At 68.2% G+C, this 22301-nt stretch carries 28 protein-coding genes and 1 tRNA gene; 23 read left to right on the top strand and 6 right to left on the bottom strand.

Features of this window, described 5'->3' with window-relative positions:
- The first annotated feature begins 332 nt into the window (after positions 1-332).
- From AB0O28_RS19620 to AB0O28_RS19595, 6 genes are all read left to right on the top strand, one after another.
- Positions 333-860, top strand: coding sequence for a GNAT family N-acetyltransferase (locus AB0O28_RS19620; RefSeq protein ID WP_363642017.1), 528 nt, complete (start codon positions 333-335; stop codon positions 858-860).
- A 92-nt stretch (positions 861-952) separates the two neighbouring features.
- Positions 953-2374, top strand: coding sequence for a Shedu anti-phage system protein SduA domain-containing protein (locus AB0O28_RS19615; protein ID WP_363642015.1), 1422 nt, complete (start codon positions 953-955; stop codon positions 2372-2374).
- A gap of 56 nt (positions 2375-2430) precedes the next feature.
- Positions 2431-2739, top strand: a complete 309-nt coding sequence (locus AB0O28_RS19610; RefSeq protein WP_363642013.1) for a tyrosine-type recombinase/integrase — start codon at positions 2431-2433, stop codon at positions 2737-2739.
- 336 nt (positions 2740-3075) lie between these two features.
- The gene (locus AB0O28_RS19605) at positions 3076-3471 is read left to right on the top strand and encodes an ankyrin repeat domain-containing protein (RefSeq protein WP_363642011.1); all 396 of its coding nucleotides are present in this window, start codon (positions 3076-3078) and stop codon (positions 3469-3471) included.
- Positions 3472-3482: 11 nt separating this feature from the next.
- Positions 3483-3794 (top strand): barstar family protein, encoded by a 312-nt coding sequence (locus tag AB0O28_RS19600; RefSeq protein WP_363642009.1) that lies wholly within the window; start codon positions 3483-3485, stop codon positions 3792-3794.
- A gap of 316 nt (positions 3795-4110) precedes the next feature.
- The gene (locus AB0O28_RS19595; protein ID WP_182879543.1) at positions 4111-4422 is read left to right on the top strand and encodes a hypothetical protein; all 312 of its coding nucleotides are present in this window, start codon (positions 4111-4113) and stop codon (positions 4420-4422) included.
- 90 nt (positions 4423-4512) lie between these two features.
- On the opposite strand, the gene AB0O28_RS19590 is transcribed toward AB0O28_RS19595, so the two are convergent.
- A tRNA-Gly gene (locus AB0O28_RS19590) sits at positions 4513-4586 on the bottom strand.
- 119 nt (positions 4587-4705) lie between these two features.
- On the opposite strand from AB0O28_RS19590, the gene dcd reads away from it, so the two are divergent.
- From dcd to AB0O28_RS19575, 3 genes are all read left to right on the top strand, one after another.
- Positions 4706-5281 (top strand): dCTP deaminase, encoded by a 576-nt coding sequence (dcd, locus tag AB0O28_RS19585; RefSeq protein WP_363642007.1) that lies wholly within the window; start codon positions 4706-4708, stop codon positions 5279-5281.
- Between the two features lie 156 nt (positions 5282-5437).
- Positions 5438-6055, top strand: coding sequence for a DUF47 family protein (locus AB0O28_RS19580; protein ID WP_030510423.1), 618 nt, complete (start codon positions 5438-5440; stop codon positions 6053-6055).
- Entirely contained in the window at positions 6056-7054 is a 999-nt protein-coding gene (locus AB0O28_RS19575) for an inorganic phosphate transporter (RefSeq protein WP_363642005.1), read from the top strand.
- A gap of 56 nt (positions 7055-7110) precedes the next feature.
- Here the strand turns inward: AB0O28_RS19575 and mshD are convergent, their stop codons facing one another.
- Complete coding sequence (gene mshD / locus AB0O28_RS19570; RefSeq protein WP_363642003.1) at positions 7111-8001, bottom strand: mycothiol synthase; 891 nt, start codon at positions 7999-8001, stop codon at positions 7111-7113.
- A 131-nt stretch (positions 8002-8132) separates the two neighbouring features.
- On the opposite strand from mshD, the gene AB0O28_RS19565 reads away from it, so the two are divergent.
- Entirely contained in the window at positions 8133-9980 is a 1848-nt protein-coding gene (locus AB0O28_RS19565) for a bifunctional metallophosphatase/5'-nucleotidase (RefSeq protein WP_363642001.1), read from the top strand.
- Between the two features lie 41 nt (positions 9981-10021).
- On the opposite strand, the gene AB0O28_RS19560 is transcribed toward AB0O28_RS19565, so the two are convergent.
- Positions 10022-10735, bottom strand: a complete 714-nt coding sequence (locus tag AB0O28_RS19560) for a response regulator transcription factor (protein WP_363641999.1) — start codon at positions 10733-10735, stop codon at positions 10022-10024.
- A 245-nt stretch (positions 10736-10980) separates the two neighbouring features.
- Between AB0O28_RS19560 and AB0O28_RS19555 the strand changes: the two genes are divergently transcribed.
- The 12 genes from AB0O28_RS19555 (at position 10981) to AB0O28_RS19500 (ending at position 17983) form a co-directional block, all read left to right on the top strand.
- Positions 10981-11229 carry a MoaD/ThiS family protein gene (locus AB0O28_RS19555; protein WP_363641997.1) on the top strand — a complete coding sequence of 83 codons (249 nt, stop codon included), beginning with the start codon at positions 10981-10983 and terminating at the stop codon, positions 11227-11229.
- Positions 11230-11314: 85 nt separating this feature from the next.
- Positions 11315-11995, top strand: a complete 681-nt coding sequence (locus tag AB0O28_RS19550) for a DUF2993 domain-containing protein (protein ID WP_363641995.1) — start codon at positions 11315-11317, stop codon at positions 11993-11995.
- Positions 11979-12539: a sigma-70 family RNA polymerase sigma factor gene (locus AB0O28_RS19545; protein WP_363641993.1), complete on the top strand. Its 561-nt coding sequence runs from the start codon at positions 11979-11981 to the stop codon at positions 12537-12539. Before AB0O28_RS19550 ends, AB0O28_RS19545 begins: the two co-directional genes overlap by 17 nt.
- Positions 12536-13522, top strand: coding sequence for a zf-HC2 domain-containing protein (locus AB0O28_RS19540; RefSeq protein WP_363641991.1), 987 nt, complete (start codon positions 12536-12538; stop codon positions 13520-13522). Before AB0O28_RS19545 ends, AB0O28_RS19540 begins: the two co-directional genes overlap by 4 nt.
- A 68-nt stretch (positions 13523-13590) precedes the next feature.
- The gene (locus tag AB0O28_RS19535; RefSeq protein ID WP_363641989.1) at positions 13591-14037 is read left to right on the top strand and encodes a thioredoxin family protein; all 447 of its coding nucleotides are present in this window, start codon (positions 13591-13593) and stop codon (positions 14035-14037) included.
- A gap of 173 nt (positions 14038-14210) precedes the next feature.
- Positions 14211-14621, top strand: coding sequence for a DUF4395 domain-containing protein (locus AB0O28_RS19530; RefSeq protein WP_363641987.1), 411 nt, complete (start codon positions 14211-14213; stop codon positions 14619-14621).
- Positions 14618-15457, top strand: coding sequence for a sulfurtransferase (locus tag AB0O28_RS19525; RefSeq protein ID WP_363641985.1), 840 nt, complete (start codon positions 14618-14620; stop codon positions 15455-15457). Before AB0O28_RS19530 ends, AB0O28_RS19525 begins: the two co-directional genes overlap by 4 nt.
- Complete coding sequence (locus AB0O28_RS19520) at positions 15457-15756, top strand: DUF1416 domain-containing protein (RefSeq protein WP_363641983.1); 300 nt, start codon at positions 15457-15459, stop codon at positions 15754-15756. The genes AB0O28_RS19525 and AB0O28_RS19520 overlap by 1 nt, the downstream gene beginning before the upstream one ends.
- Positions 15757-15870: 114 nt before the next feature.
- Complete coding sequence (locus AB0O28_RS19515) at positions 15871-16143, top strand: hypothetical protein (protein ID WP_363641981.1); 273 nt, start codon at positions 15871-15873, stop codon at positions 16141-16143.
- Between the two features lies 1 nt (position 16144).
- Complete coding sequence (locus AB0O28_RS19510) at positions 16145-16414, top strand: CopG family transcriptional regulator (protein ID WP_363641979.1); 270 nt, start codon at positions 16145-16147, stop codon at positions 16412-16414.
- Between the two features lie 33 nt (positions 16415-16447).
- The gene (locus AB0O28_RS19505; protein ID WP_363641977.1) at positions 16448-16630 is read left to right on the top strand and encodes a hypothetical protein; all 183 of its coding nucleotides are present in this window, start codon (positions 16448-16450) and stop codon (positions 16628-16630) included.
- Positions 16631-16660: 30 nt separating this feature from the next.
- Positions 16661-17983, top strand: a complete 1323-nt coding sequence (locus tag AB0O28_RS19500) for a hypothetical protein (RefSeq protein ID WP_363641975.1) — start codon at positions 16661-16663, stop codon at positions 17981-17983.
- Here the strand turns inward: AB0O28_RS19500 and AB0O28_RS19495 are convergent.
- The 3 genes from AB0O28_RS19495 to AB0O28_RS19485 are packed head-to-tail and all read right to left on the bottom strand — an operon-like array spanning position 17937 to position 20181.
- The gene (locus AB0O28_RS19495; protein ID WP_363641973.1) at positions 17937-18848 is read right to left on the bottom strand and encodes a hypothetical protein; all 912 of its coding nucleotides are present in this window, start codon (positions 18846-18848) and stop codon (positions 17937-17939) included. The two genes, AB0O28_RS19500 and AB0O28_RS19495, sit on opposite strands and share 47 nt — an antisense overlap.
- A complete protein-coding gene (locus tag AB0O28_RS19490; protein ID WP_363641971.1) occupies positions 18845-19522 on the bottom strand; it encodes a DUF4352 domain-containing protein in 678 nt (225 codons plus the stop codon). The genes AB0O28_RS19495 and AB0O28_RS19490 overlap by 4 nt, the downstream gene beginning before the upstream one ends.
- Entirely contained in the window at positions 19522-20181 is a 660-nt protein-coding gene (locus AB0O28_RS19485; protein ID WP_363641969.1) for a hypothetical protein, read from the bottom strand. Before AB0O28_RS19485 ends, AB0O28_RS19490 begins: the two co-directional genes overlap by 1 nt.
- 144 nt (positions 20182-20325) lie before the next feature.
- Here AB0O28_RS19485 and AB0O28_RS19480 point away from each other — a divergent pair, with 144 nt between their 5' ends.
- On the top strand, positions 20326-22254 hold the full coding sequence (locus AB0O28_RS19480; protein WP_363641967.1) for a hypothetical protein: 1929 nt from the start codon (positions 20326-20328) through the stop codon (positions 22252-22254).
- Positions 22255-22301 lie beyond the last annotated feature (47 nt).

Genomic DNA, 22301 nt, shown 5'->3' with positions numbered 1-22301 from the left:
GCCTCGGAAACAATCAAGACCCAGGTCAGGAATGTGTCCCTGACGTGGGCGTTCGTACGTGGAACGGGTGACGGGAATCGAACCCGCGCTGTCAGCTTGGCAAGTCTTTCAAGATCACGCAATCTGAGCGGGTGAACGCTGACCTGGATCTATGGCGGGCGAGTCACCGTGAGCCCCCGTGATTCCCTACGGGTAGCCGACCGCACGGGCACGCTACGGGCGCGCGGGCCAGGCCGCTGTCGTTCCTCGTCAGGATCATCAGGAGCGATGTTGATCGCGCCGGGGGCGCTGTCTGCGCGGGGCCATACCTGAATAACGCTTAAGGTTCTTTTGTGACTAAAAAATTCCGCCTTGCACCTATTACTCCTGCCAACGTCGAGACGGCCATTGCTGTAAAGGTCCGCTCCGACCAAGAGCGCTTCGTCTCGCCTGTGGTGAAGTCGCTGGCCGAGGCCTATGTGCATCGGGAGGTGGCTTGGCCACGCCTCATCTTCGACGGTGACCGTCCGGTGGGCTTCCTCATGGCCTTCCTGGACATCGACTGGGACGGCAAGGGAGTTGACTTCCGATCCGGCTTGTGGCGGCTGAACGTGGTGCCTGACGCACAGGGGCGCGGAGTCGGTCGCTTTGCCGTCGAATCGGTGGCCGCCGAAGTAAGGCGCCGTGGCGGCACGCAGATGTATGTCACGTGGGAGCCGGGAGAGGGTGGGCCAGAGGGCTTCTACCGGAAGCTTGGGTTCCAGCTCACAGGTGAGGAGAGCGGGGGGCAGACGGTCGGGGTGCTGAATCTGACGAACTTCGGACCACAGCTACCAGACAGCACACCGTCCGAGCGGTCCCAACCCGCTAACGCGAACTAAGGCAGAAAGATCATGTCCTGGCATGGCTAGTGCCCAGGCCTGGAGCGTCACTCCGACCTAGGCATACTCACGGGGAGTCTCCCCTCGCGCCCGTGCACACCTCCGCCTTCCTGATCACCCGTCTGCCGTCGAGTCGCCCGAAGGGGTTGCGGGCCAAGGCCGCCGGGTCCAGGTGGAGCGCCCTACTGGACGAACAACCTTGCCCCTATGGCCTTGATCTGCTCGACTTTGCCCGGGACGATGGCGGGCGGGATGATCAGGCTCCCGCACCCTTGAAGGAACTGTCGCACCTGCCGGTCACACTTCAGTCCATGGGTGTCAGATCAGACTTCTCATTGGACCTGCAGCTTGAGTACGTTCACAAGCAGGCGGCCAGCGACGAGGTGAAGCGAGCCGTCACCTCCGTGCTCCAGCACATGCGAACTGGACGCGGCGGCCACCGCAGGGGTGGGAAGGCGCTCGTGCAACTCCTGACACAGGCGCGCGGCCACGCAGCCGCGGTCGGCGAGTGGGAGGTTGTGCGGCTGCTGCAGGACTCTCTGGATTACGCCGAGGAGCGTATCCTGCAACCGGAGTTCAACGAGAGATACCGGCTTTTTCAAGACGGCATACGCAATCAAAGCTTGCGGCGATCTGTGGCGAAAATGCTTGAGATCAAATTCAAGTACGTCGCCGAGGCGGGGCGCGAGTTCCTGAATGAACACCCCGGTGCGGGTGTGGACGATCTGCTGGCCTATATCAACTCGCTCAGCCATGACGCCCGGTATCTCGTAGCACCGGAAGGTCGGCCAGGGCGATACTCGCTCTTCCGCGGCCGGAGGGAGACGATGGTATGGCTGGAGCGTGTGCTCCAGGAGCGGGTTGATATCGAAGACCCGGAGGAAGCCGCTCAGCGGATTGCTGCGTCACCAGAGGCATGGGCTCTCCTAGCCGCTGATTCGGATGGTCAGATGATCCTTCGGGCATCCCAGCTTCAGCAGCGCTCGGCCCGCCTGGAGAGCCTGCGCGAAGTGGTGGAGGACAGGACCGCCACGGAGCTGGACTTACAGCGGGCGCTTGAAGGGCAGCACTGGATCTTCGGTGGGCGTTTCGTGGGGGAAGCCGCTCAGCGCAGGTTGGTATCGGGTGACGAGGTAGACATTCCTCTGATCCGCGGCGATGGAAGTCTTCACATCGTCGAGTTGAAGCGGGCCATGAGCATGAAGGGCTCTCTGGTGAAACGACATCGCGGAGCCTGGGTGCCTACTGCTGAGGTGCACGATGCGGTCGGCCAAGCCGTCAACTACCTTGTCGGACTGGATGAGAACCGTCAGCAGATCTTCGAGGACTTCGGCATCGAGACACGCCGAGCAAGCGCTGTCGTTCTGATCGGCCATCCAGCCGTCCAGCCGAGCGTGCCGGAACGGGAGATCAATGAAGCGCTTCGGACGTTCAACACGCACGTGAACCGGGTCGAGGTCGTCACATACAAGGAGCTCATCGACAACGCCAGACGCTCCCTCGGGGACCTCTGAGACATGGTGGCTACGTCATGGCTCAACGTAGGAGCGCCGGCGCCTCCGGTCGGTGAGTGGGCGCGGCACCGCGTGAACGAGCCTACGGTGGGGCGAGCCGGCGGCACTCTCGTCGAAGAACCGCACTTGGAAGCGGCGACGACAGCTTCCACTTCCACGATCTCCGTCACACAGGGAACACGTTCGCCTCGCGGTCCGGCGCGACTCTGCGGGAGCTGATGAACCGCATGGGGCACTCGACCACGCGGGCCGCGCTGATCTATCAGCACACCGCGATGGAGCGGGACCGGGCCGTCGCCGACGCGCTCGGGAAGCTCGCCGAGGAGGCGCTGGGCAAGCAAGATCCAGACGGATCGGGCACGTAACGAGCAAAGAAGTTCGAGATAACCCCGCAAACAATTAAGGTCCCGGTCGGGAATTTGTCCCTGACCTGGGCCTTCGTGTGTGGAGCGGGTGACGGGAATTGAACCCGCGCTGTCAGCTTGGGAATTGCCTGGATCACGGCCCGTGGGGCGGCTAACCTGGGCGTCGGGCCGGTCATGAGTAACCGCGGTTGCTCCCTAATCACCCTGCTCAATGGCCCGCTAATGGCTCGGCGGCCAGGCGCAGGACCTCGGTGTATGAGATGCGCACTCCCACTTTGTTCTGCAGCGAAGGGCTAGTCGATCCCAATGCAGAGACCTTCTGGTTTGATCACCGTCATGGAACATAAGGCGACAGCCCACGAGCCGATGACTCCGGCACATTTCGCGGTGGAGCACGGCGACCTGAGGGAACTGACCCGATTGCTCGACGCCGGTGCCGACCCGAATGAGGTGTGGTCCGACATGACCCTGCTCGTGCATGCGATCGACGTGGAGGCGGACGGAGCAATCCAGACCGGAGAACCACTGGACGCTGCATGCACCGCTGTGCTCTTGGCCTATGGGGCCGATCCCGAACGGCCGGGTCCCGATGGAACAATCCCGCGACTCTTCGCCTTCCACTATGGTCACGGACTGGCGGTCCGGTTGCTTGAGGCCCACATCGCTCGCCGTCACGGCGGCACCATGCCGAACCCCTGCCCGGAGCTTCCTCCAGCAGAACCCCGTATGTGAAGGGCGGCAGGATGCGCGTGGTCGTTGATGGCCGGCAGGTCAGGTCGGAAGCTGGTTTCCACCGGATACTGGCGGGGCCGTTGGACTTCGGTCTCTACTACGGGCACAACCTCGCCGCGCTTCGGGACAGGTTGAGCACCGCCGTAGAACGGCCGGTGGAGCTGGTGTGGACCCTTTGGGAGGAAAGCAGGGCGAACCTGGGGACCGAGGTCTTCGACAAGATCTGCAGGACTCTGACGTGCGTTCAGGCACAGGACGCGGAATGCAACTGGCGCGAGCGCTTCACCTTCGAATTCCGCGGCGCGCACACTCCGCCTGCCTGATCACCCCGTTTGCCGTCGACCCGACCGAACCGGAGCGCCCCCGCCGGATGCTGGGTTTGAATTGATCCCTCTATAGCGAAACCCTAGGTTCGGAGCCGTGACAGATGATCTGGTCAGATCGGCAACGTCGCCTACACGGTTCCCGTTACGAGTGACATTCGTCGGGTGGTCTCTGATTGCCGCGGTGCTGTCGTGGGTTGCTGCTTTCTTCGCTTGGCTCCTGGTCAGCTTCTCCCTAGAGCTGGACGAGTGCGGTCTTGACCCACTCACGGAGTACGATACGGAGAAATGCGCTCCCGTCAGCCACGGAGCCGTCATGACGAAGCCTCGTAAGGTCGGTCCTGTTGGGTGCCTTGCTCTCGCCTACTCCGGCCTTGTGCTAGCCCTGGGCGTCTACTCGATCGTGGTCCTGCTGACGGTCCGGGATCCGATCCTGCTGTCCGGGGTAGCGCTCATGTTCCTCACGTTCCCCCTCGGCTGGTTGATCTGGCAGGCATGGGACCTTCTGCCGGGCGAGCTGACGAATCCGATCGTGCTCACCCTGCTCCTCATGGGCGCGGGCTGGTTCCAGGCATGGCTGGCCTCGCGCTTCCTGCGCTGGCTGGCTGGCCGGAGCGGATCCTCCTAATTGCACGTTGATTGCACGGAAGATCGACCAGGTGCCGGAAACAATCAGGGCCCGGGTCTGGATTCATGTCCTGACCTGGGCCTTCGTGGGTGGAGCGGGTGACGGGAATCGAACCCGCGCTGTCAGCTTGGGAAGCTGATGTTCTGCCATTGAACTACACCCGCGTGACCGGCTGTGGTGCCCGTCGCTGCCCCTACTGTAGCGGATCCGGGGGGTGGTCCTGCAGCCCCGACGCGAAGATCCGGGACACCCGCCGCTGAAATGGCCTACTAGCCTTGCACCCGTGCTGCTTTCCGATCGTGACCTCCGCGCCGAGATCGAGTCGGGCAGGGTGAAGCTCGACCCCTATGACCCGGCGATGATCCAGCCGTCCAGTGTCGACGTGCGCCTGGACCGCTATTTCCGGGTATTCGAGAACCACCGCTACCCGCACATCGACCCGGCGACGGAGCAGCCCGACCTCACCCGGCAGGTCGAACCGGACGGAGACGAGCCGTTCATCCTGCATCCGGGGGAGTTCGTGCTGGCCAGCACGTACGAGGTGATCAGCCTGCCCGATGACATCGCCTCGCGGCTGGAGGGCAAGTCGAGCCTAGGCCGGCTGGGCCTGCTGACGCACTCGACGGCCGGTTTCATCGACCCCGGCTTCGAGGGGCACGTCACGCTCGAACTGTCCAACGTCGCCACGCTGCCGATCAAGCTGTGGCCGGGGATGAAGATCGGCCAGCTCTGTATGTTCCGGCTCAGCTCGCCCGCCGAGTTCCCGTACGGTTCGGACCGGTACGGCTCGCGCTATCAGGGCCAGCGGGGGCCGACTCCGAGTAGGTCGTTCCTGAACTTCCACCGCACCAAGATCTGAAGCGGCTCAGGCAACAAGTGTGTCACGGGAGACGTTCTGGGCAGCTGGAAGGGGAAGAGTGGGTTACAAGCGGGCCTGCGTGGCCTGAACTTCGCATTTCCACTGGTAACCCGTACTCTTCTCTGCGGACCGTCCCCGCACATCTGGAGAAACGACGTGCGCCTGCGTCTCACGCCCCGTGAGGACAGCTACTACGACTTGTTCGCCGACTCGGCGAACAACCTCGTCACCGCATCGCGGCTGCTGGTCGAGATCATCAGCGACGGTTCGGACCGGGAGGGTCTGGCCGAGAAGATGCGTGCCTGCGAACATGCGGGCGACGAGCGCACTCACGCGATCATGAACCGGCTCAATGAGAGCTTCATCACGCCCTTCGACCGCGAGGACATCTACCGTCTCGCGTCGAATCTCGACGACGTGATGGACTACATGGAGGCCGCGGCCGACCTGATCGTCCTCTACCAGATCGACCACCTGCCCAAGGAGGTCGTACGCCAGGTGGAGGTCCTCGAACGGGCCGCCGAGCTCACCGCGGACGCGATGCCGCGCCTGCGCTCGATGCAGCATCTCAACGAGTACTGGATCGAGATCAACCGGCTCGAGAACCAGGCCGACCAGGTCTACCGCAGGCTGCTGGCGAAGCTGTTCAGCGGCGAGTACGACGCGCTGACCGTCATGAAGATGCGAGAGGTGATCGAGCAGCTCGAGCTCGCCGCCGATGCCTTCGAGCACGTGGCCAACACGATCGAGACGATCGCGGTCAAGGAAAGCTAAGTGGAGCTCGCGCTTGTCATCGGCGTGATCGTCATCGCGCTGGTGTTCGACTACACGAACGGTTTCCATGACGCGGCGAACGCCATCGCCACCTCCGTCTCCACCCGCGCGCTGACGCCGCGGATCGCGCTGCTCCTCGCCGCGGTCATGAACTTCATCGGCGCCCATCTCGGCACCGCGGTGGCCCACACGGTGGGCAAGGGGATCATCGACGCTCCGGACGGCGCCCACGGGCTCATCATCGTGGGCGGCGCTCTCATCGGGGCGATCGTCTGGAATCTCATCACCTGGTACTTCGGTCTGCCGTCGTCGAGCAGTCACGCCCTGATCGGCGGGCTGGTCGGCTCCGCCCTGGCCGCCAGCGCGACCGTGCACTGGTCCGGGGTGGTGGAGAAGGTCGTCATCCCCATGGTCCTGTCGCCTGTCATCGGGTTCGTCCTGGGCGGCATCATCATGACGATTCTCCTGTGGATCTTCCGTAAGTCCAACCCGCACCGCACCAGCCGCGGGTTCCGTTACGTGCAGCCCATCTCGGCGGCCGCCATCGCGCTCGGCCACGGACTGCAGGACGCGCAGAAGACGATGGGCGTGATCTTCCTGGCGCTCGTCGTGGGCGGATACGCCTCCCCGCAGGGCGACATCCCCGAGTGGGTCATCACGGCCTCGGCCACGGCAATCTCCCTCGGCACGTACTCCGGCGGCTGGCGCATCATGCGGACGATGGGCAGGCGGATCATCCACCTGGACCCGCCGCGCGGATTCGCGGCCGAGACGGCGGCCTCGTCGGTCCTCTACACCGCCGCCATCGGGTTCGGCGCCCCGATCTCGACCACGCACACCATGACCTCCGCGATCATGGGCGTGGGCGCCACGCGGCGCCTGTCGGCGGTGCGGTGGGGCATCGCCGGCAACATCGTGACCGCGTGGGTCCTGACGATCCCGGCCGCGGCCATCGCCGCCGCGATCGGCTACTACATCCTCAACCTCATCCTCGGATAGAGGACGCCCTGATACGAAAACGGGCCGACCCCCATGGGGACCGGCCCGTCGGCGTTTCAGTGCCGGTACATCACGTCGGTGTTCCACCGGGTGAACCCGAGCGACTCGTAGAGCCGGACCGCCGCGGCGTTCTCTTCGTCCACGTAAAGCATGACCTGGGCGAGGCCGAGCGCGCGCAGGTGTTCCAGGCCGGCGAGCGTCAGTGCCCGGCCGAGGCCCGTGCCGCGCTCGCCGGGCGCGACCCCCACCACGTAGACCTCCCCGATCGGCTCGTCGCCGTCGTGCACCTTGGTCCAGTGGAACCCCGCCAGCGCGTCTCCCCGTACGGCGAGGAAGAAGCCGGCGGGGTCGAACCACGACTCGCGCTCCCGCAGTTCGAGGTCGTCCATCGTCCAGGATCCCTGCTCGGGGTGGGTGGCGAAGGCCAGGGCGTTGAGCGCGAGCCACGCCTTCTCGTCACGTCCCGGTTCGAACGTGCGCAGCCGTACGCCGTCGGGGAGGACGGCGGCGGGCACGGGCTCGGACAGCGGGCGGTGCATCTGCCACAGCGACCGCACCCGGGTCAGGCCGGCGCTCGCGGCGAGACGCGCGGCGCCGGGCAGGTCGCCGTGCGCCCACAGGCGCAGCCCGCCTCCGCTCGCCTCCAGCGCGTCGCCGAGCAGCCGCCGGCCCAGCCCGCGCCGGCGGAAGGCGGGATGCACCACGAGTTCGCCGCTCGGTCCCTCCTCCGGGTCCGCCGGATCCAGATGCGCGAAGCCCGCGACGTGCCCGTCCTCGTACAGCAGTACGGCTCTCGCGCCCGGCTCGGCGCCGTGGCGCACCTGGAGCATCACGTGCTCGTTGACCGGGCCGACACCGTCGGCCTCGGCGGCCGCCTCCACCAGGGCGAGCACCGCCGCCACCTGCTCGTCATCGAGCCGTTCCGTGATCTCCGCGCGTACGTCCATGTCTGGCACGATAGGTGAGCATCCGGCGGTCTCCCGCACCGGGCTTCGGCAATACACGCCAGGGGTGCGCTCCCTGAATCGTTATCTTTGCGCCATTTCCCGCTCAGATCCCCGCTCTACTGTCGGAGGTCATGACCCGAGCATCTCTGACGCGACTGGCCGTCGCCGGCGCCGCCGTGGTGGGCGCCGCGGCCCTCACGATGGGCACGGCCGCCGCATCTCCCGCTCCCCAATCCGGCACGCCCCAGCCGGGCGAGCACCGTCCCGGCGAGCCCCAGCCCGGCAAGCCCCAGCCCGGCAAGCACGACAAGAAGCCCGGCCCCTCCGTCCCCGTCCGGTTGCTGACCATCAACGACCTCCACGGCAACCTCGAGCCCCCGACCGGGTCCAGCTCGCGAATCCTCGACCCGAACGGCGCGAACACCGACACCGACGGCTCGCTGACCGGCATCGCCGGAGCGAGATACTCGATCGCGGGCGGCGCGTCCTATCTGGCCGCCCACCTCAAGCGGCTGCGCGACCCCAACACCCTCCTGGTGGCCGCGGGCGATCTCATCGGCGCCTCGCCGCTGCTGTCCGCCGCCTACCACGACGAGCCGACCGCCGCCCTGCTGGACAAGCTCGGCCTGGTCGCCTCCTCGGCCGGCAACCACGAGTTCGACGAGGGCATCGACGAGCTCAACCGCATCATGAACGGCGGCTGCCACCCGGTCGACGGCTGCTCCCCGGCGGGTAAGTGGAAGGGCACGAAGTTCGACTACCTCGGGGCCAACGTGATCAAGGAGGGCACCGGCGACTACGCTCTGCCGCCCTTCTTCGTCAAAGAGATCCACGGGGTGAAGATCGGCTTCATCGGCCTGGTCACCCAGACCACCCCGAGCATCGTCACCGCCGCCGGCATCAAGGGCCTGCAGTTCACCGAGGAGGTCGCGGCGGCCAACAAGGTGTCCAAGCAACTCGCCAGGCAGGGCGTCAAGGCCCAGGTCGTGCTGGTCCACGAGGGCGACAACATCACCCCGAACCAGGACCCCAGCTCGTGCCCGGTCGTCCCCGGCAACGGCTCGCGGATCGCCACGAACCTCGACCCGCAGGTCGACCTGGTCGTCAGCGGCCACAGCCACCAGGCGTACGTCTGCAAGGTGAAGGACCCGGCAGGTCAGGACCGCGTCTACACCCAGGGCTCGTCGTTCGGCCGGGCGATCACGCAGATCGACTTCCGGGTCGACCTCAAGACGAAGGACGTCATCCGCTCCAGCGTCGCGGCCAGGAACAACGTGGTGACCCGCACCGTCACCCCGGACGCCGACACCGAGGCGTACATCAAGACCTGGCAGGAGCGGGTCTCGACCGTCGCGAACAGGCCGATCGGCAAGATCACGGCCGGCATCGGACGTGGCGGCAACGTCGGGGAGACCCCACTCGGGGACCTGATCGCCGACGCGCAGCTCGAGGCGACCGAGGACAGCGGCGACGCGGAGATCGCCCTGATGAACCCGGGCGGTGTCCGCACCGACCTGACCTACCCGCAGAGCGGCTCGGAGGGCGACGGCGTCGTGACGTACGGCGAGGCCTTCCAGGTGCAGCCGTTCAACAACCTCATGCAGGTCGTCACGCTCACCGGGGCCCAGCTCAAGGCGCTGCTCGAGCAGCAGATCTGGAAGGTCGACCCGGTGACCGGCGGCATCACCCAGCGGATCCTCCAGCCGTCCTCGTCGCTCACCTACACCTTCGACACGACGAAGCCGGAGGGCTCACGCGTCTCCGACATCAAGATCAAGGGCGCCGCGGTGACCGACACCCAGCAGATCCGGGTGGCCGCCAACAACTTCCTCGTCGGCGGCGGCGACGGCTTCACCGTCTTCACCCAGGGCACCGACCTGTGGAGCGGCCCGCTGGACATCGACGCGTTCGTCGCCTATATGGGCGCGCACTCGCCGATCGAGCCGCCGGCCACCGGCCGGATCAACCTCATCAGGTGATCATGCGAAAAGCAGTGGCCCGCCCCCTCGGGGACGGGCCACTAGTGTCTGGCGGGTTCGGCCTCGTTCTGCTGCTCGCCGCCCCGGTCGGGGACGAAGCGGTAGCCGACGTTGCGGACCGTTCCGATGAGCGCCTCGTATTCGGCGCCCAGCTTGGCGCGCAGGCGCCGTACGTGCACGTCCACGGTCCGCGTGCCGCCGAAGTAGTCGTAGCCCCAGACCTCCTGCAGCAGCTGGGCCCGGGTGAAGACCCGGCCCGGGTGCTGCGCGAGATACTTCAGCAGCTCGAACTCCTTGAACGTGAGGTCCAGCGTGCGCCCGCGCAGCCGGGCCGTGTAAGTCGCCTCGTCGATCGACAGGTCGCCGCTGCGGATCTCGTCCGGAACCTCCTCCACGGCGGCAAGCGACAGCCGCCCGACCGCCATCCGCAGCCGGGCCTCGACCTCGGCCGGGCCCGCGCTGTCGAGGAGCACGTCGTCCACGCCCCACTCGGCCGTCATCGCCGCCAGACCGCCCTCGGTGACGATCGCCATGAGGGGGCAGGTGACGCCGGTCGTGCGCAGCAGCCGGCACAGGCTCTTGGCCTGCACGAGCTCGCGGCGCGCGTCCACCAGGATGGCGTCCGCGGGGGGCGTGTCGATCAGCGCGGAGGCCTCCGCGGGAGCGACACGCACCGAGTGCAGCAGGAGTCCGAGTGCCGGGAGCACTTCAGCCGACGGTTCCAGAGCGTTGGTCAACAGGAGCAGATTGCTCATGTGAGCCTCCTCGCACCATGTCGGCTCGGCGCCGTTTGCAGCACTGGAAACCGCGACAGCCGTACAAACACGTAAGGACCCGGGGGCCACATCGCCCGAGTCCATTGATTCGTAGGGTAGCCCACACGAGATTTGCGTCCAATGTGCGTCACCCGTGTGAACAACACGTCACGTGGTTTGGCACCGTAACGTGACGGTGACGGAGAGCTGTCCAAGGGTGACGGAAGATCGAGGGAGCGGCGCGCATGGCCAGGGGAACGATCCGCTACTGGGCGGCGGCCAAGGAGGCCGCCGGTGTGCCGGAGGAGGCGTTCGACGCCGAGACGCTGGGAGACCTGCTCGCGCGGGTCTCGCGGAACCCGGCCGTCGAGCGTGTGCTCCGCCGGTGCTCCTTCCTCGTCGACGGCGCCCCGGTGGGCACGCGCGACCCGGCGACGATCGACCTTCCCGAGGGCGCCGTTGTCGAGGTTTTACCCCCCTTCGCCGGGGGATGAGGCCCAAGTGCCTCTCCCGTCAATCAGGCATATCTTGCCGGTCAAGGCACTACCCTGATCGCAAAGGCGCCTTCGGAGGGGTCGGATGCGCAAGTTGGTCGTGGCCGTGGCCTTGCTGGCCATCCTGCTCGTCGTGCTCGACCGGGTGGCCGTGGTCGGGGTGCAGCGTGAGATCGCCCGGCAGATCGAGGCGAAGTACGACCTGTCGCAGACGCCGTCGGTGCAGGTGAAGGGCATACCGTTCCTCACCCAGGCCGTCTCCGGCCGGTACGGGGAGATCGCCATCGGCATCGGGCAGGTGGAGCGGGAGGGCATCCGGCTCGAACGCATCGACGCCACGTTGTACGGCGTCACCGCCCCGCTCTCCGACCTGATCCAGAACGCCGCGGCCACCGACATCAGGGCGGAGCGCGTGACGGGGACCGTGGTCATCTCCCGGGAGACCCTGTCGGCCCGTGCACCGCGCGGCATCAAGGTCGAGGGCGCGGGCGACGACGCGCTGCGCGTCTCGGGCAACGTGACCGTGCTCGGCAACCAGGTGCCGGTCACCGCCGACATGAAGATCCAGGTGGTGCAAGGCGGGATCCGTCTCACGCCCAAGAGCGTGAAGCTCGCCGGCGCCATCCCGGTGCCCAACCCCGAACGGCTCATCTCGTTCACGGTGCCGGTGAAGAACCTGCCGCTCAACCTCAGGATCACCCGGGTGAAGTCGACGAGTGAAGGGCTCGCGGTCCAGGGCACCGCGTCCGATGTCCCCCTCCGATGAACCGTCGCGCCGCGGCGTACGTGATGAGGGTGTGAGTCCAGCCGGAACCGCCGACGAGGAGCTCATACGCGCACTTTGGGAGGATCACGGAGGGCCGCTGTACGGCTACGTACTGCGGTTGACCGGTGATCCGGGCAGGGCGGAGGACGTGGTGCAGGAGACGCTGCTCCGGGCCTGGCGGCACCCCTCCGGGCTGCAAGGACGCCCGGTTCGCGCGTGGCTGTTCACCGTCGCCCGCAATCTCGTCGTCGACCAGCATCGGGCCCGCAAGTCCAGGCCGCAGGAGATGGGGGACGAGGCGCTCGCCGTGCTGCCCGCCGACGACGAGCTGGAACGGGCCGTCGAGTCATGGGGGGTGGCGGAGGCGCTGGCCTCGCTCAGGGCGGAGCACCGCGAGGTGCTCCTGGAGACGTACTACCGGGGGAGATCGGTGAAGGAGGCGTCGGAGATCCTCGGCATTCCGCCGGGAACGGTGAAGTCGCGGACCTACTACGCCCTCCGGGCACTGAAACTCGCCCTGGAGGAACGGGGGCTGGCACCATGACCTGCGAGGAGGTGCGGATCTCGCTCGGCGCGCACGTGCTGGGGGCGCTCGACGCCGTGGAGACCGCCGAGGTCGAGGCCCACCTGGAAACCTGCGCGGCGTGCCGGAAGGAGCTGGACGAGCTGTCCGGTCTGCCGCCGCTGCTGGCCCTCGTGTCCGCCGAGGACATCGAGCGCGCCGCCGCGCCGCCGCGGGCCGTGCTCGACGGTGTCGTCGCGGATGTCGCCGGGGGATCAATCGGCGGATCAGCCGGGGGATCAATCGGTGGATCGACCGGCGGCTCAGCCGGTGGCTCAGCCGGTGGATCGACCGCGGGTCCGGCCGTGACGCCCGCCGGGCGCGGACGCCGCTCCCGCGTGCTGCTGGCGCTCGCCGCGTCCGTGGTCGTCGCGGCGGTGGGCGGTACGGCGTGGCTGTCGGCGGCGCAGAACGCGCCGGGAGGTGAGACGACGGTGGCGGGCGCCGCCGCGGCCCCCGACCAGGCGAGCCGTGCCATGCGGGACGAGGCCGGTCAAGGCCGGACGGCCGAAGACCGGGCGGACCAGGTTCAGGCGGGTCAGGCCGAGCCGGCGGGCACGGACGCACCCGTGGCGCCCCTCGTCGCACCGGCCTCGCCCGCGCCGTCGAAGGGAGCGGTGGCGAGGAAGGTCCAGCCGCCGCCCGCCGACACGACCGTCACGGCGGCGCCTGAGGCACGCGGGCGCCACGGCGACGTGACCATGGCCGTACGGCTCGATCCGCACGGCGGACGGACGCAGATCGTCGCCAGGGTCGCCGGAGTCCCCGCCGGCACGGTCTGCACGCTGCGCGCCGTCGCCAAGAACGGCACGGCCTCGACCATCGGCAGCTGGACCGTGGGGAGGGGGGAGTATCGCGGGCAGAAGATGGTCCTCGAAGGCTCCACCAAGCTGCGCCTCGGCCAGATCGACCGGTTCGAGCTCGCCGACTCGGGCGGCCGCATCCTGGTGACCGCCACGCTGTGACCCGGCTGTGACGTCGTCGTTAGCCGGCGCGGGAATCGGCCGTGCCCGGCGTACGGTTGCAGTCGGTGATGGCAGGGATCGCAACCCTCGTGGCCACGCTCGTTGCGGGCGTGGTCCTCGGGCTGCTCCTGAAACGGCGCGACGGAAGGATACGGGCCGTGGAACAGGCCCCGGTGACGAGCGGGGATCTCGGCGCGGACCTCGGCGAGCGCGCCACGCTGGTCCAGTTCTCCACCGCGTTCTGCCAGCCGTGCCGGGCGACCCGCCGCATCCTGGACGAGGTGGCCGGCCTGGTCCCCGGTGTGCGGCACGTGGAGATCGACGCGGAGTCGCGCCTGGACCTGGTCAGACGTTTCGACGTGCTGCGCACGCCCACCGTGCTCGTCCTCGACGGGGCGGGCAACGTGGTGAAGCGGGCGTCCGGCCAGCCGCGCAAGGTGGACGTCATCGCCGCCCTCGGCGCGGCCGTGGACGGCGCGTCTCACGGGCCGTCTCACCCAGCGGACAAGGTGTGACAGATGCCGAGACGGAAGGTACTGTCATGGTCATGACTCCCACGACAGAGCTGCTCACGAAGCGGCGCGCGGTGGACTTCTGCCGCGTCGCGACCTCGCTCTGTCGCATGGCCTGAGGGTGATTCCTGCGGCTTCGTGCCGCGTTCCAAGAATCCTTCAGGAGCATCCCCACGATGCAGATCGACCCTCGTGGCCCGCGTTTCGGCGCGGCGGTGACCACTGTGGTCCTCGCGGTTGCGCTGGTCACGCAAAGCCCCTGGTTGCTCGCCGCACAGGCGATCGTCTTCGCGCTCGGCGCCGCCGACGCGTCGCCGTACGGGCTGGTCTTCCGCCGGTTGGTACGGCCGAGGCTGGGCCCGCCGGCGGAGACGGAGGACGCGGCGGCGCCGCGGTTCGCGCAGACCGCCGGGCTGGGGTTCGCGGTGGTGGGACTGATCGGATTCGCGGCGGGGATCACCCCACTGGCCTTGGGTGCGACAGCAGCGGCACTGCTGGCCGCCTTCCTCAACGCAGCGTTCGGCTTCTGCCTGGGCTGCGAAACGTACCTGCTCATTCGCCGTCTACAACCTGGGAGAATCCAATGAGCCGCTCCGCCGTCCTGGTGGACGCCGACTGGGTCGAGGCCAACCTCGACACGCCCGGTGTCGTGCTCGTCGAGGTCGACGAGGACACCAGCGCTTACGACAAGGGTCACATCCGCGGTGCCGTGAAGATCGACTGGAGGACCGACCTGCAGGACCCGGTCCGCCGCGACTTCGTCGACAAGGCCGGCTTCGAGGCCCTGCTGTCGGCCAAGGGCATCGCCAACGACGACACCGTGGTCCTCTACGGCGGCAACAACAACTGGTTCGCCTCCTACGCCTACTGGTACTTCAAGGTCTACGGCCACGACAACGTCAAGCTGCTCGACGGCGGGCGCAAGAAGTGGGAGCTGGAGTCCCGCGAGCTGGTCAAGGACGTCGTCGAGCGCCCGGCCACGCAGTACGTGGCCTCGGAGCCGAACAACGACATCCGCGCCTTCCGCGACGACGTGGTCAGCGCGATCGGCAAGCAGAACCTGGTCGACGTGCGCTCGCCCGACGAGTTCACCGGCAAGCTGCTCGCCCCGGCCCACCTGCCGCAGGAGCAGGCGCAGCGCGGCGGCCACGTGCCCACCGCCCGCAACATCCCGTGGTCGAAGGCGGCCAACGACGACGGCACCTTCCGTTCGGACGACGAGCTGAAGGAGCTCTACGCCGGTGCCGGCGTGGACTTCGGCAAGGACACCATCGCCTACTGCCGCATCGGCGAGCGCTCCGCGCACACCTGGTTCGTGCTGCACGAGCTGCTCGACCAGCCCAACGTCAAGAACTACGACGGTTCGTGGACCGAGTACGGCTCGCTCGTGGGCGTGCCGATCGAGCTGGGGGAGGCCCGCTGATGACCATCCAGGGTTGCGCTGCTCCTGAGCAGACCGTCGCGCTGCCGGCCGGCATCGACCTGTCCAACCAGGCCGTGATCCAGGGCGTCGTCTCCGGCGCCGGCACGGCGTACGCCCGTCTGCTGGACCACAGCGGCGAGTTCACCGGTGAGGTCGTCGTCTCAGACGAGGGCATCTTCCGCTTCTTCGCCGCTCCCGGTCAGTGGACCGTCCGCATCATCGCCGGCGGCGGCGTCACCAAGGACGTCCCCGTCGAGGCCAAGCTCGGCGAGGTCGCCCAGATCTCGGTCGCCGTCTGATCCAGTCGCTCCACCAGAAGGCCGGCGCGTTCCGCGAACGCACCGGCCTTCTGCGTGAAAGGTGATGTTTCGTTTACTCTACGTGACTGAACGTTTCGTATTACGTTTGCTACCGTGGAGGTGCACAAAGCCGCGCTCAAGCACGGCATCGCCTACGAGGACGTCGTTCACGCGACAAGGGGGTTCCTCATTGCCTATCCCCTCGCTCACGAGGATGAAGAGGGGCCGCGACGGGAGCTGCGACTCGGGCCGGATCGTGCGGGGAACCTACTGGAAACGATCGTGCTTCACCTCGATGACGGCCGGGAACTGGCCATACACGCGATGCCCATGAGGCGGAAGTACCGGGATCTCTTGCGAGGGGGATCGAGGAGGGAGCATGTCTAGGATGGACGAAGACGTTCCGACCTCGAGTGGCGTGCCGGTAACGGACGAGCTCATAACCGCCCTGGCGGAAGAAGCCGAAGAGGGATACGACGTGGAGACTCTTCGCCGCCGGGGAGGCAGGCGTCCCATCGGTTCCGCGCCTGCCGATGTGGTTCCGGTGAGGCTCGATCCCGAGTTGCGCTCCGCTTTGATCACAAGGGCCAAGCGCGATCAAACCAGCGCCAGCGAAGTCATTCGCCGAGCACTGCGCGCGTGGCTTCATGTGGCCTGATACGGCAGAGCCGGCCATGAGAACGATCACTCGGTGACGGGCGAACCCACCGACTTCGGCGAGGCGACCAGCCGAGGGCGGATCGCCGTCCGCCGGCTGCTGGGAAGCGCGGTGGTATTCATGACGACAGACGAGATCATGAGCATGTCGCGCGATGAGCGGGAGAGCTCTGCCGAGACGCTTGATGGTGGCGGGACTCTTCCCACGGCTCCATGAGCCGGAGCGGGAGCCGATAACATGCGGCAGGTGTCCGGAACGCCCGCACTTGCCGCCCCCCGCCAGGATGCCGCGCCGCGCCGGGCCTCCTGGACGCTGTCGCCGTACGCGCTGCCGCTGAACGCCCTGCGGATCCTCGCGAAGTGCGCCCTCCCGCTGATCCTCTGGTTCTCGGCCGGACGGCTGGTGCGCTGGGCGCTGCTCCTGCTGGCCGCGACCGTCTCGCACGGCTCGTGGTATCAGGCCCGGCTGGTCCTGGTGATGTTCCTGTTCACACTCGTCGTGATGACGTCCCTCGCCACGACCGTGGGCATGCTGTACGTCGTCCGCGAGGCGCTGCTGGAGACCCGGGCCAGACGCGCGGGCGGCGAGGCCAAGGAGAGCCTGCCCAACGCCCTCAACCGGACCGCGCTCGTCTTCGCGGGCATCTACACGACCTGGGGCTTCGTCGCCGACGACGCCCGGGAGTTCGCCGGCATCGACATGATGCGGCAGCCGGACCGGTTCGTGCTGGACGTCGGCAGCGGCGACGACAGCGGGGTCGCGCGCGGGCTGCTCGACCTCGACCCGAAGGTCTCCCTGGCGGCGATGGTGGTCGCCTACGTGGTGAAGTGGTACTTCGGCCGCCGCCACGAGGAGAGAGAGGGCCGTTTCACCGGCATGCTGGCCACATTCGGGGAGCTCGCGTTCGCGTTCTACGGGCTCAACGCGGTCGCCGCCGCCGTGGGAGCGCGTTCCGACTGGATCGGCCACCGGTCGGCCGTCGCCGCCTGGCACGACTTCGCGGCCGGTGCCGAGGAGAGCGTCCCGGGATGGAAACAGGTCTCGGAGTGGCTGGGTGAGGTCTGGCCGCACGTGATCGACGCCCTCGCCGTCCCGCTCGTCTGGCTGACCGTCGGCATCCTCGTCTACGGCGCGTACGCGGAGGACACCCGCACCACGATCAGGGGAACCCCCCTGGAGCAGGCGACGGTCCACCTGGAGCGCACCCACAACTGGACGCGCCTCGCGCTCGCCAAGCTGAGCGCCGGCTGGACCGCCCGCTGGATCCCGCTGCTCAACTCCCTGCGCCTGACGGTGCACGGGGGCGCCCCGCTGTTCGGGCTGTTCGCCCTCTGCTACGTCGGCCTGCACATCGGCGGCGACTACCTGCTCAGGGCGGGCCGCTATCTCACCGCGAGCGAGGAGCCCTACCTGTGGTTCGCGACCGGTGAGCCGGTCGTCTACGTGGTGGACCTGGTCGTGACCCTGGTGACGATGTGCCTGATCGCCGCCACCTTCGACATCGCCGCGACTCGTCGCAGGCTCACCGGCGGAACCGGAGAACGTGATCGTCTTTCTCCGTCGAGGTGAAGACGTCCTTCATGAAGTCCTCGGCGGACTGATCGGGCACGTCCCGGTAGCCGCTCGGACGGAGGGTGACCTCGACCTCGTCGGCCACGGGAGGCGGGACCACCCCCATCATCTCGATCCGGTACGGCGTGCCGATCTTGTTGTCCTTGGCGTCGGGCGGCGTTTCGTCGCTCACCCTCTCCACCTGCCACGTGCGCCCGTCCCGGTCGGTGAACTTGACCTCTGCCGGCTGCCCGTGGCGCATGGCGCCTTCGGCGTCGAGGGCGGTTCTGGTGGCCACGACCTTCAGCCATTGACGGTCGGACCGCTCCGGCTTGCCGCTGGGGTCTTCGGTCTTCTCCACGGTGACCCGCCACGACACGTGCTGCCAGACGCCCGCCTGGCCACGCGGCACGATGTGCACCGTGTAGTCCGGCCTGCCGTACCTGAACGCCTGATAACCGAACAGCGTGGGGGCGCCGACGGCGAGCACCACGGACAGCACGGCTCCGCCCACCAGCAGGCCCGTCCGCCGTGTGGGCGCCGCGGGCACGTCGGCGGGCGGCTCCGGGGCCGCCTCCCGCGGCAGGGAAGGGAGCGCCGGCGCCGCGGGCGGGGGTTGCCGGTTCGTCCGGAGGGCGGGGAACGGCTGGGTGGACCTGTCCTGCTCCTCCGGCTCCAGGGGAGGCCACACGCGCAGGTCCCTCGGCGGCGCCAGCGTGCCGGGGATGGGCACCGACGGCGGCGCCGTCGGCATGGGCGGGGGAACCGGCCCGCTGTAGGTGATGTCGGTGAAGTCGGGGGGCTGCTCGGCCGGGGGAGCGAACCAGTCACGGGCGTCCGGGTCGTTCCTCGGCGGGGTTCCGTCCATGGGCGTCTCGGTCATCGGCTCACGCTCACGAGTGAGTGGTAGTCCTCCGCCTGCGAGACCAGCCGGTCGGCGGCGGTGCCGGACAGGCCCAGGTCGATCTGCGCCTCGGGCGCGTAGGCGTCGTTGACGAACGCGTTGTTGGGAGGGATGAAGACGAGGCCGGCGCCCGGCACCGCGTCTTTCGGCACCTCGAAGACGAGTAGTCCGCTGGACCAGAATCCCGGCTGGATGTACTTGTTGAACAGCGTCAGCGCGGCGTTGACCTTGTCCGTCGGGCTGTAGCGCCGGCCGTCCGCCGTCAGGAGCAGGGGAGGGCTCGACTCGCTCAGCCGCATGGGCTCGCGCGTGCTCGTCGCCGAGACGTCGACCAGCAGGAACAGATTGCCCGTGGCCACCTTGGTCACCTTGTTGGAGTAGTCCGTGGTGTCCACGGCATGGGCCGCCGCGACCGACAGAACCTTCACGGCGAAGCGTTTGGTCTCCACCGTCTCGCCGAGCCGGCCCTTGTAGGTCAGGTAGGAGGTGCGCTGCTCGAAGGACATCGAGAAGTTCTGCTGTACGTAGACCGCTGCCGCCGCGAGCACGATCCCCGCCGCACCGGCCGCGATACGCCGCCCTACGCCGCGTCGTGGCCGCTTCTCCCGCGCAGCGCGCCGCGCCGTGCGGCTCTCCGCCTGAGTGACCGCCATCAGGCGCTCTCCTTCCGTACGGGAAGGGTGATCCGCGCGGCCACCTCAGGCTCGAAGGCGCCCTTGTCGTCCTCGCGCTCGCCCGCGAGCATCCAGTAGTGGGTCTGGTCGCGCAAGCCGATCTTCTGGTACTCGAACGAGCCCACATCGAGACTGATCTCCGGCGGCGCGGCCGCGGTGGGCTCGAGCTCGTACTTCACCACGACCGTGGTGGTGATCCCGGGATGCAGCTGCCGGCTCTCGACGCCGAGACTGAACACCGAGACCTGGGGGCCGTACTTGGTCTTGATCTCCGGGCGCGTCCGCAGCAGGGAGCTGGCGAAGGTCGTGCTCTGGCGGAAGCCCTTGCCCGGCTCGGGCACGATGCCGACCGAGGCGGTCTCCTTGCCCATGTTGGTGACCTTGAGGACGAGCTCCAGGTAGCGCTTCGTGGTGCCGAAGTCGCCCTGCTCGGTGGTGTCGATCGCCTTGATGAACTGAGTGCGGAACTGCCCCTGGTCGATCGTCTCCCCCGGCGAGGCCGTGGGCGGGGGCTTCTCCGGTGCTTCCGTGAAACCGCCGAACGCGGCGGTGACGCCGATGCCCACCACAGCCAGCGCGGAGGCGACCGGGACGAGGACCGGGCGTCGTCGGCGGGCGCCATTGGGGGATGACGTCATGGCAAGCGATGGTAGTACGACCTCACTTGCCCCATTGGTCGCAATGGTTCGTCGCCCGTGCGGAAATGCGTCCGAATGGCGAGAAGCCCGCGCTGACAGGGCTTCCAGCTCCTACGCTGTGACGGAGGCGGACATGGAGGGCCCGTGGGCGACCCGCACCCCGAGCATGCCCAGTTGCAGGCGGACCGGATCTACCTGGGCTGGCAGTACGCGCTGCTGTACCCGGATCCCGGGCCGCCGCCGAAGCGACCGGCCAGGGAGGACGTCACAGAGCCCGCGGTGGACACCGAGTGGGTCCACCGGGAGCGGCTGCAGAAGGACCTGCTCAACCGCCCGGTCAAGATCTTCCGTACGTTCATGGCCGTGGTGGCCGCGGGGATCCTGGTCCTGGGTGTGACCGGCCTGCTCACCTGGTCGTTCGTGATGCTCGGCCTGGTCGCGGCGGGCGGCGTGGCCGCCATCTGCACCTACGCCATCCGGCAGGGCGACCGTACGGTCAACGAGCGGCTCGACGAGCGCCGCCGCAAGGCGCTGCGGGAGCAGGAGCGCCGCCAGCGGGAGATCGTCACGGCCCAGGAGGAGCACGCCGCGAAATATCGCGACTGGGCCGAGAAGAAGAGCCGCTTCGACCAGCAGATCACCTGGTACGCCGTGGCGGTGCCCGACGAGATCGACCGGGTCGACGTGGCGGGGGGCACGCTGACCGGCTGGTCGGCGCTGGTGACGCTGATCGGCGCGACCCGCCTCTACAGCGGCGGCCACCTGACCGTGCTCGACCTGTCGGAGGGCGCGATCGCCAAGGACCTGATCGAGCTGGCGCGCCGGGGCGGGGACGACCCGCTCGTCTGGGTGCTCCCGGTGGACCTGCCCCGGCTCGACCTGGGCGCCACGCTCAAGCCCGAGGCGTTCGCCGACGTGCTCGCCCACGTGGTGAGCGTCAGCGAGGAGACCAGCAGGGACATCGGCTTCGACAACGCGATCCTGGAGCGCGTGCTGGAGGTCCTCGGCGAGAACGCGACGATCAGCCAGGTCACCGCCGCCCTGCGGGCGCTCGCGCAGGTGGGCGACCCGCGCGACGACATGAGGTGCGGCCTGCTCACGGCGTCGCAGCTCGAACGCATCGGCACGCTGTTCGGCCGGGGCGTGGCCGACCGTGTGGTCATCGAGCGGGCATGGGCGCTGGAATCCCAGCTGCGCAAGCTGGAGACGCTCGGCTCCGAGGCCGTACGGCTGCCGCCCGCGCGGCTGCGGGTGGTCAGCATGGACCGGCAGGCCGGGGTCTTCGGCAACCGGGTGCTCGGGACGTACGTCGCGACCGCGCTCACGCACATCCTGCGCCAGTCGCCGGCGAGCGAGCGGCCCTGGTATCACACGATCATCGTGGCGGGCGCGGACAAGCTGCGCGGCGACGTGCTCGACCGGCTCATGGACGCCTGCGAGACCTCGCGCACCGGGCTCGTGCTGACCTACCGCAGCCTCACCCCGACCGTGCGGGAGCGGCTCGGCCGGGGGCACGCGGCGGTGGCGTTCATGCGCCTGGGCAACGCCGAGGACGCCCGGGTGGCCAGCGAGCATGTCGGCACCGAGCACCGTCTGGAGCTCGCCCAGCTCACCGAGACGTTCAGCTCGGCGGTCAACGGACCCAGCGGCTTCTACACCTCCACCGTCGGCGAGAGCCGTACGGAGGGGGAGGAGAAGGGCGAGGGCGACCTGCGGGAGGACATCACCGAGTCGACCGAGTGGGGGCGGCGCGCGCCCACCGTCGCCGACGGGGTCCTGCAGCGGTCACGGGAGTTCCTGGTCGAGCCGCACCAGCTCCAGCAGCTTCCCACGACCTCCGTGATCATCACCTACTCCACGGCGGAGGGACGCCAGGTGCGCCTCGCGGACGCGAACCCCGCGATACTCACCTTCCCCAAGACGACGCTGGGGGAGTTCGAGGAGATCCGCCGGGCCGCCCTGGCGCCCAGGAGGCCCGAGCCGGAGCCGGAGCCGGAGGAGACCGCGCTGCCCGACGTTCCCCCCAACCTCGGACCCCCGCCGCCCCGCCTCGACTGGCGCAAGCGGTCATGAGCGTGCCCGGGTGCGCTGCCCGACGTTCCCCGCTGTGTCTTCCCACC

Source organism: Microbispora sp. NPDC088329 (assembly GCF_040685655.1).
Lineage (GTDB): Bacteria > Actinomycetota > Actinomycetes > Streptosporangiales > Streptosporangiaceae > Microbispora.
The sequence above is the reverse complement of the archived record's forward strand: the minus strand, read 5'-3'. Positions and strand labels throughout refer to the sequence as shown.

What these genes read in the sequence shown, in the direction of transcription:
- AB0O28_RS19605 (WP_363642011.1), top strand. Translation starts at nt 3,076, where the DNA reads ATGGAACATAAGGCGACAGCCCACGAGCCGATGACTCCGGCACATTTC.
- AB0O28_RS19600 (WP_363642009.1), top strand. Translation starts at nt 3,483, where the DNA reads ATGCGCGTGGTCGTTGATGGCCGGCAGGTCAGGTCGGAAGCTGGTTTC.
- AB0O28_RS19595 (WP_182879543.1), top strand. Translation starts at nt 4,111, where the DNA reads ATGACGAAGCCTCGTAAGGTCGGTCCTGTTGGGTGCCTTGCTCTCGCC.
- mshD (WP_363642003.1), bottom strand. Translation starts at nt 8,001, where the DNA reads ATGGACGTACGCGCGGAGATCACGGAACGGCTCGATGACGAGCAGGTG.
- AB0O28_RS19565 (WP_363642001.1), top strand. Translation starts at nt 8,133, where the DNA reads ATGACCCGAGCATCTCTGACGCGACTGGCCGTCGCCGGCGCCGCCGTG.
- AB0O28_RS19560 (WP_363641999.1), bottom strand. Translation starts at nt 10,735, where the DNA reads ATGAGCAATCTGCTCCTGTTGACCAACGCTCTGGAACCGTCGGCTGAA.
- AB0O28_RS19555 (WP_363641997.1), top strand. Translation starts at nt 10,981, where the DNA reads ATGGCCAGGGGAACGATCCGCTACTGGGCGGCGGCCAAGGAGGCCGCC.
- AB0O28_RS19550 (WP_363641995.1), top strand. Translation starts at nt 11,315, where the DNA reads ATGCGCAAGTTGGTCGTGGCCGTGGCCTTGCTGGCCATCCTGCTCGTC.
- AB0O28_RS19545 (WP_363641993.1), top strand. Translation starts at nt 11,979, where the DNA reads ATGTCCCCCTCCGATGAACCGTCGCGCCGCGGCGTACGTGATGAGGGT.
- AB0O28_RS19540 (WP_363641991.1), top strand. Translation starts at nt 12,536, where the DNA reads ATGACCTGCGAGGAGGTGCGGATCTCGCTCGGCGCGCACGTGCTGGGG.
- AB0O28_RS19535 (WP_363641989.1), top strand. Translation starts at nt 13,591, where the DNA reads ATGGCAGGGATCGCAACCCTCGTGGCCACGCTCGTTGCGGGCGTGGTC.
- AB0O28_RS19530 (WP_363641987.1), top strand. Translation starts at nt 14,211, where the DNA reads ATGCAGATCGACCCTCGTGGCCCGCGTTTCGGCGCGGCGGTGACCACT.
- AB0O28_RS19525 (WP_363641985.1), top strand. Translation starts at nt 14,618, where the DNA reads ATGAGCCGCTCCGCCGTCCTGGTGGACGCCGACTGGGTCGAGGCCAAC.
- AB0O28_RS19520 (WP_363641983.1), top strand. Translation starts at nt 15,457, where the DNA reads ATGACCATCCAGGGTTGCGCTGCTCCTGAGCAGACCGTCGCGCTGCCG.
- AB0O28_RS19510 (WP_363641979.1), top strand. Translation starts at nt 16,145, where the DNA reads ATGGACGAAGACGTTCCGACCTCGAGTGGCGTGCCGGTAACGGACGAG.
- AB0O28_RS19495 (WP_363641973.1), bottom strand. Translation starts at nt 18,848, where the DNA reads ATGACCGAGACGCCCATGGACGGAACCCCGCCGAGGAACGACCCGGAC.
- AB0O28_RS19490 (WP_363641971.1), bottom strand. Translation starts at nt 19,522, where the DNA reads ATGGCGGTCACTCAGGCGGAGAGCCGCACGGCGCGGCGCGCTGCGCGG.
- AB0O28_RS19485 (WP_363641969.1), bottom strand. Translation starts at nt 20,181, where the DNA reads ATGACGTCATCCCCCAATGGCGCCCGCCGACGACGCCCGGTCCTCGTC.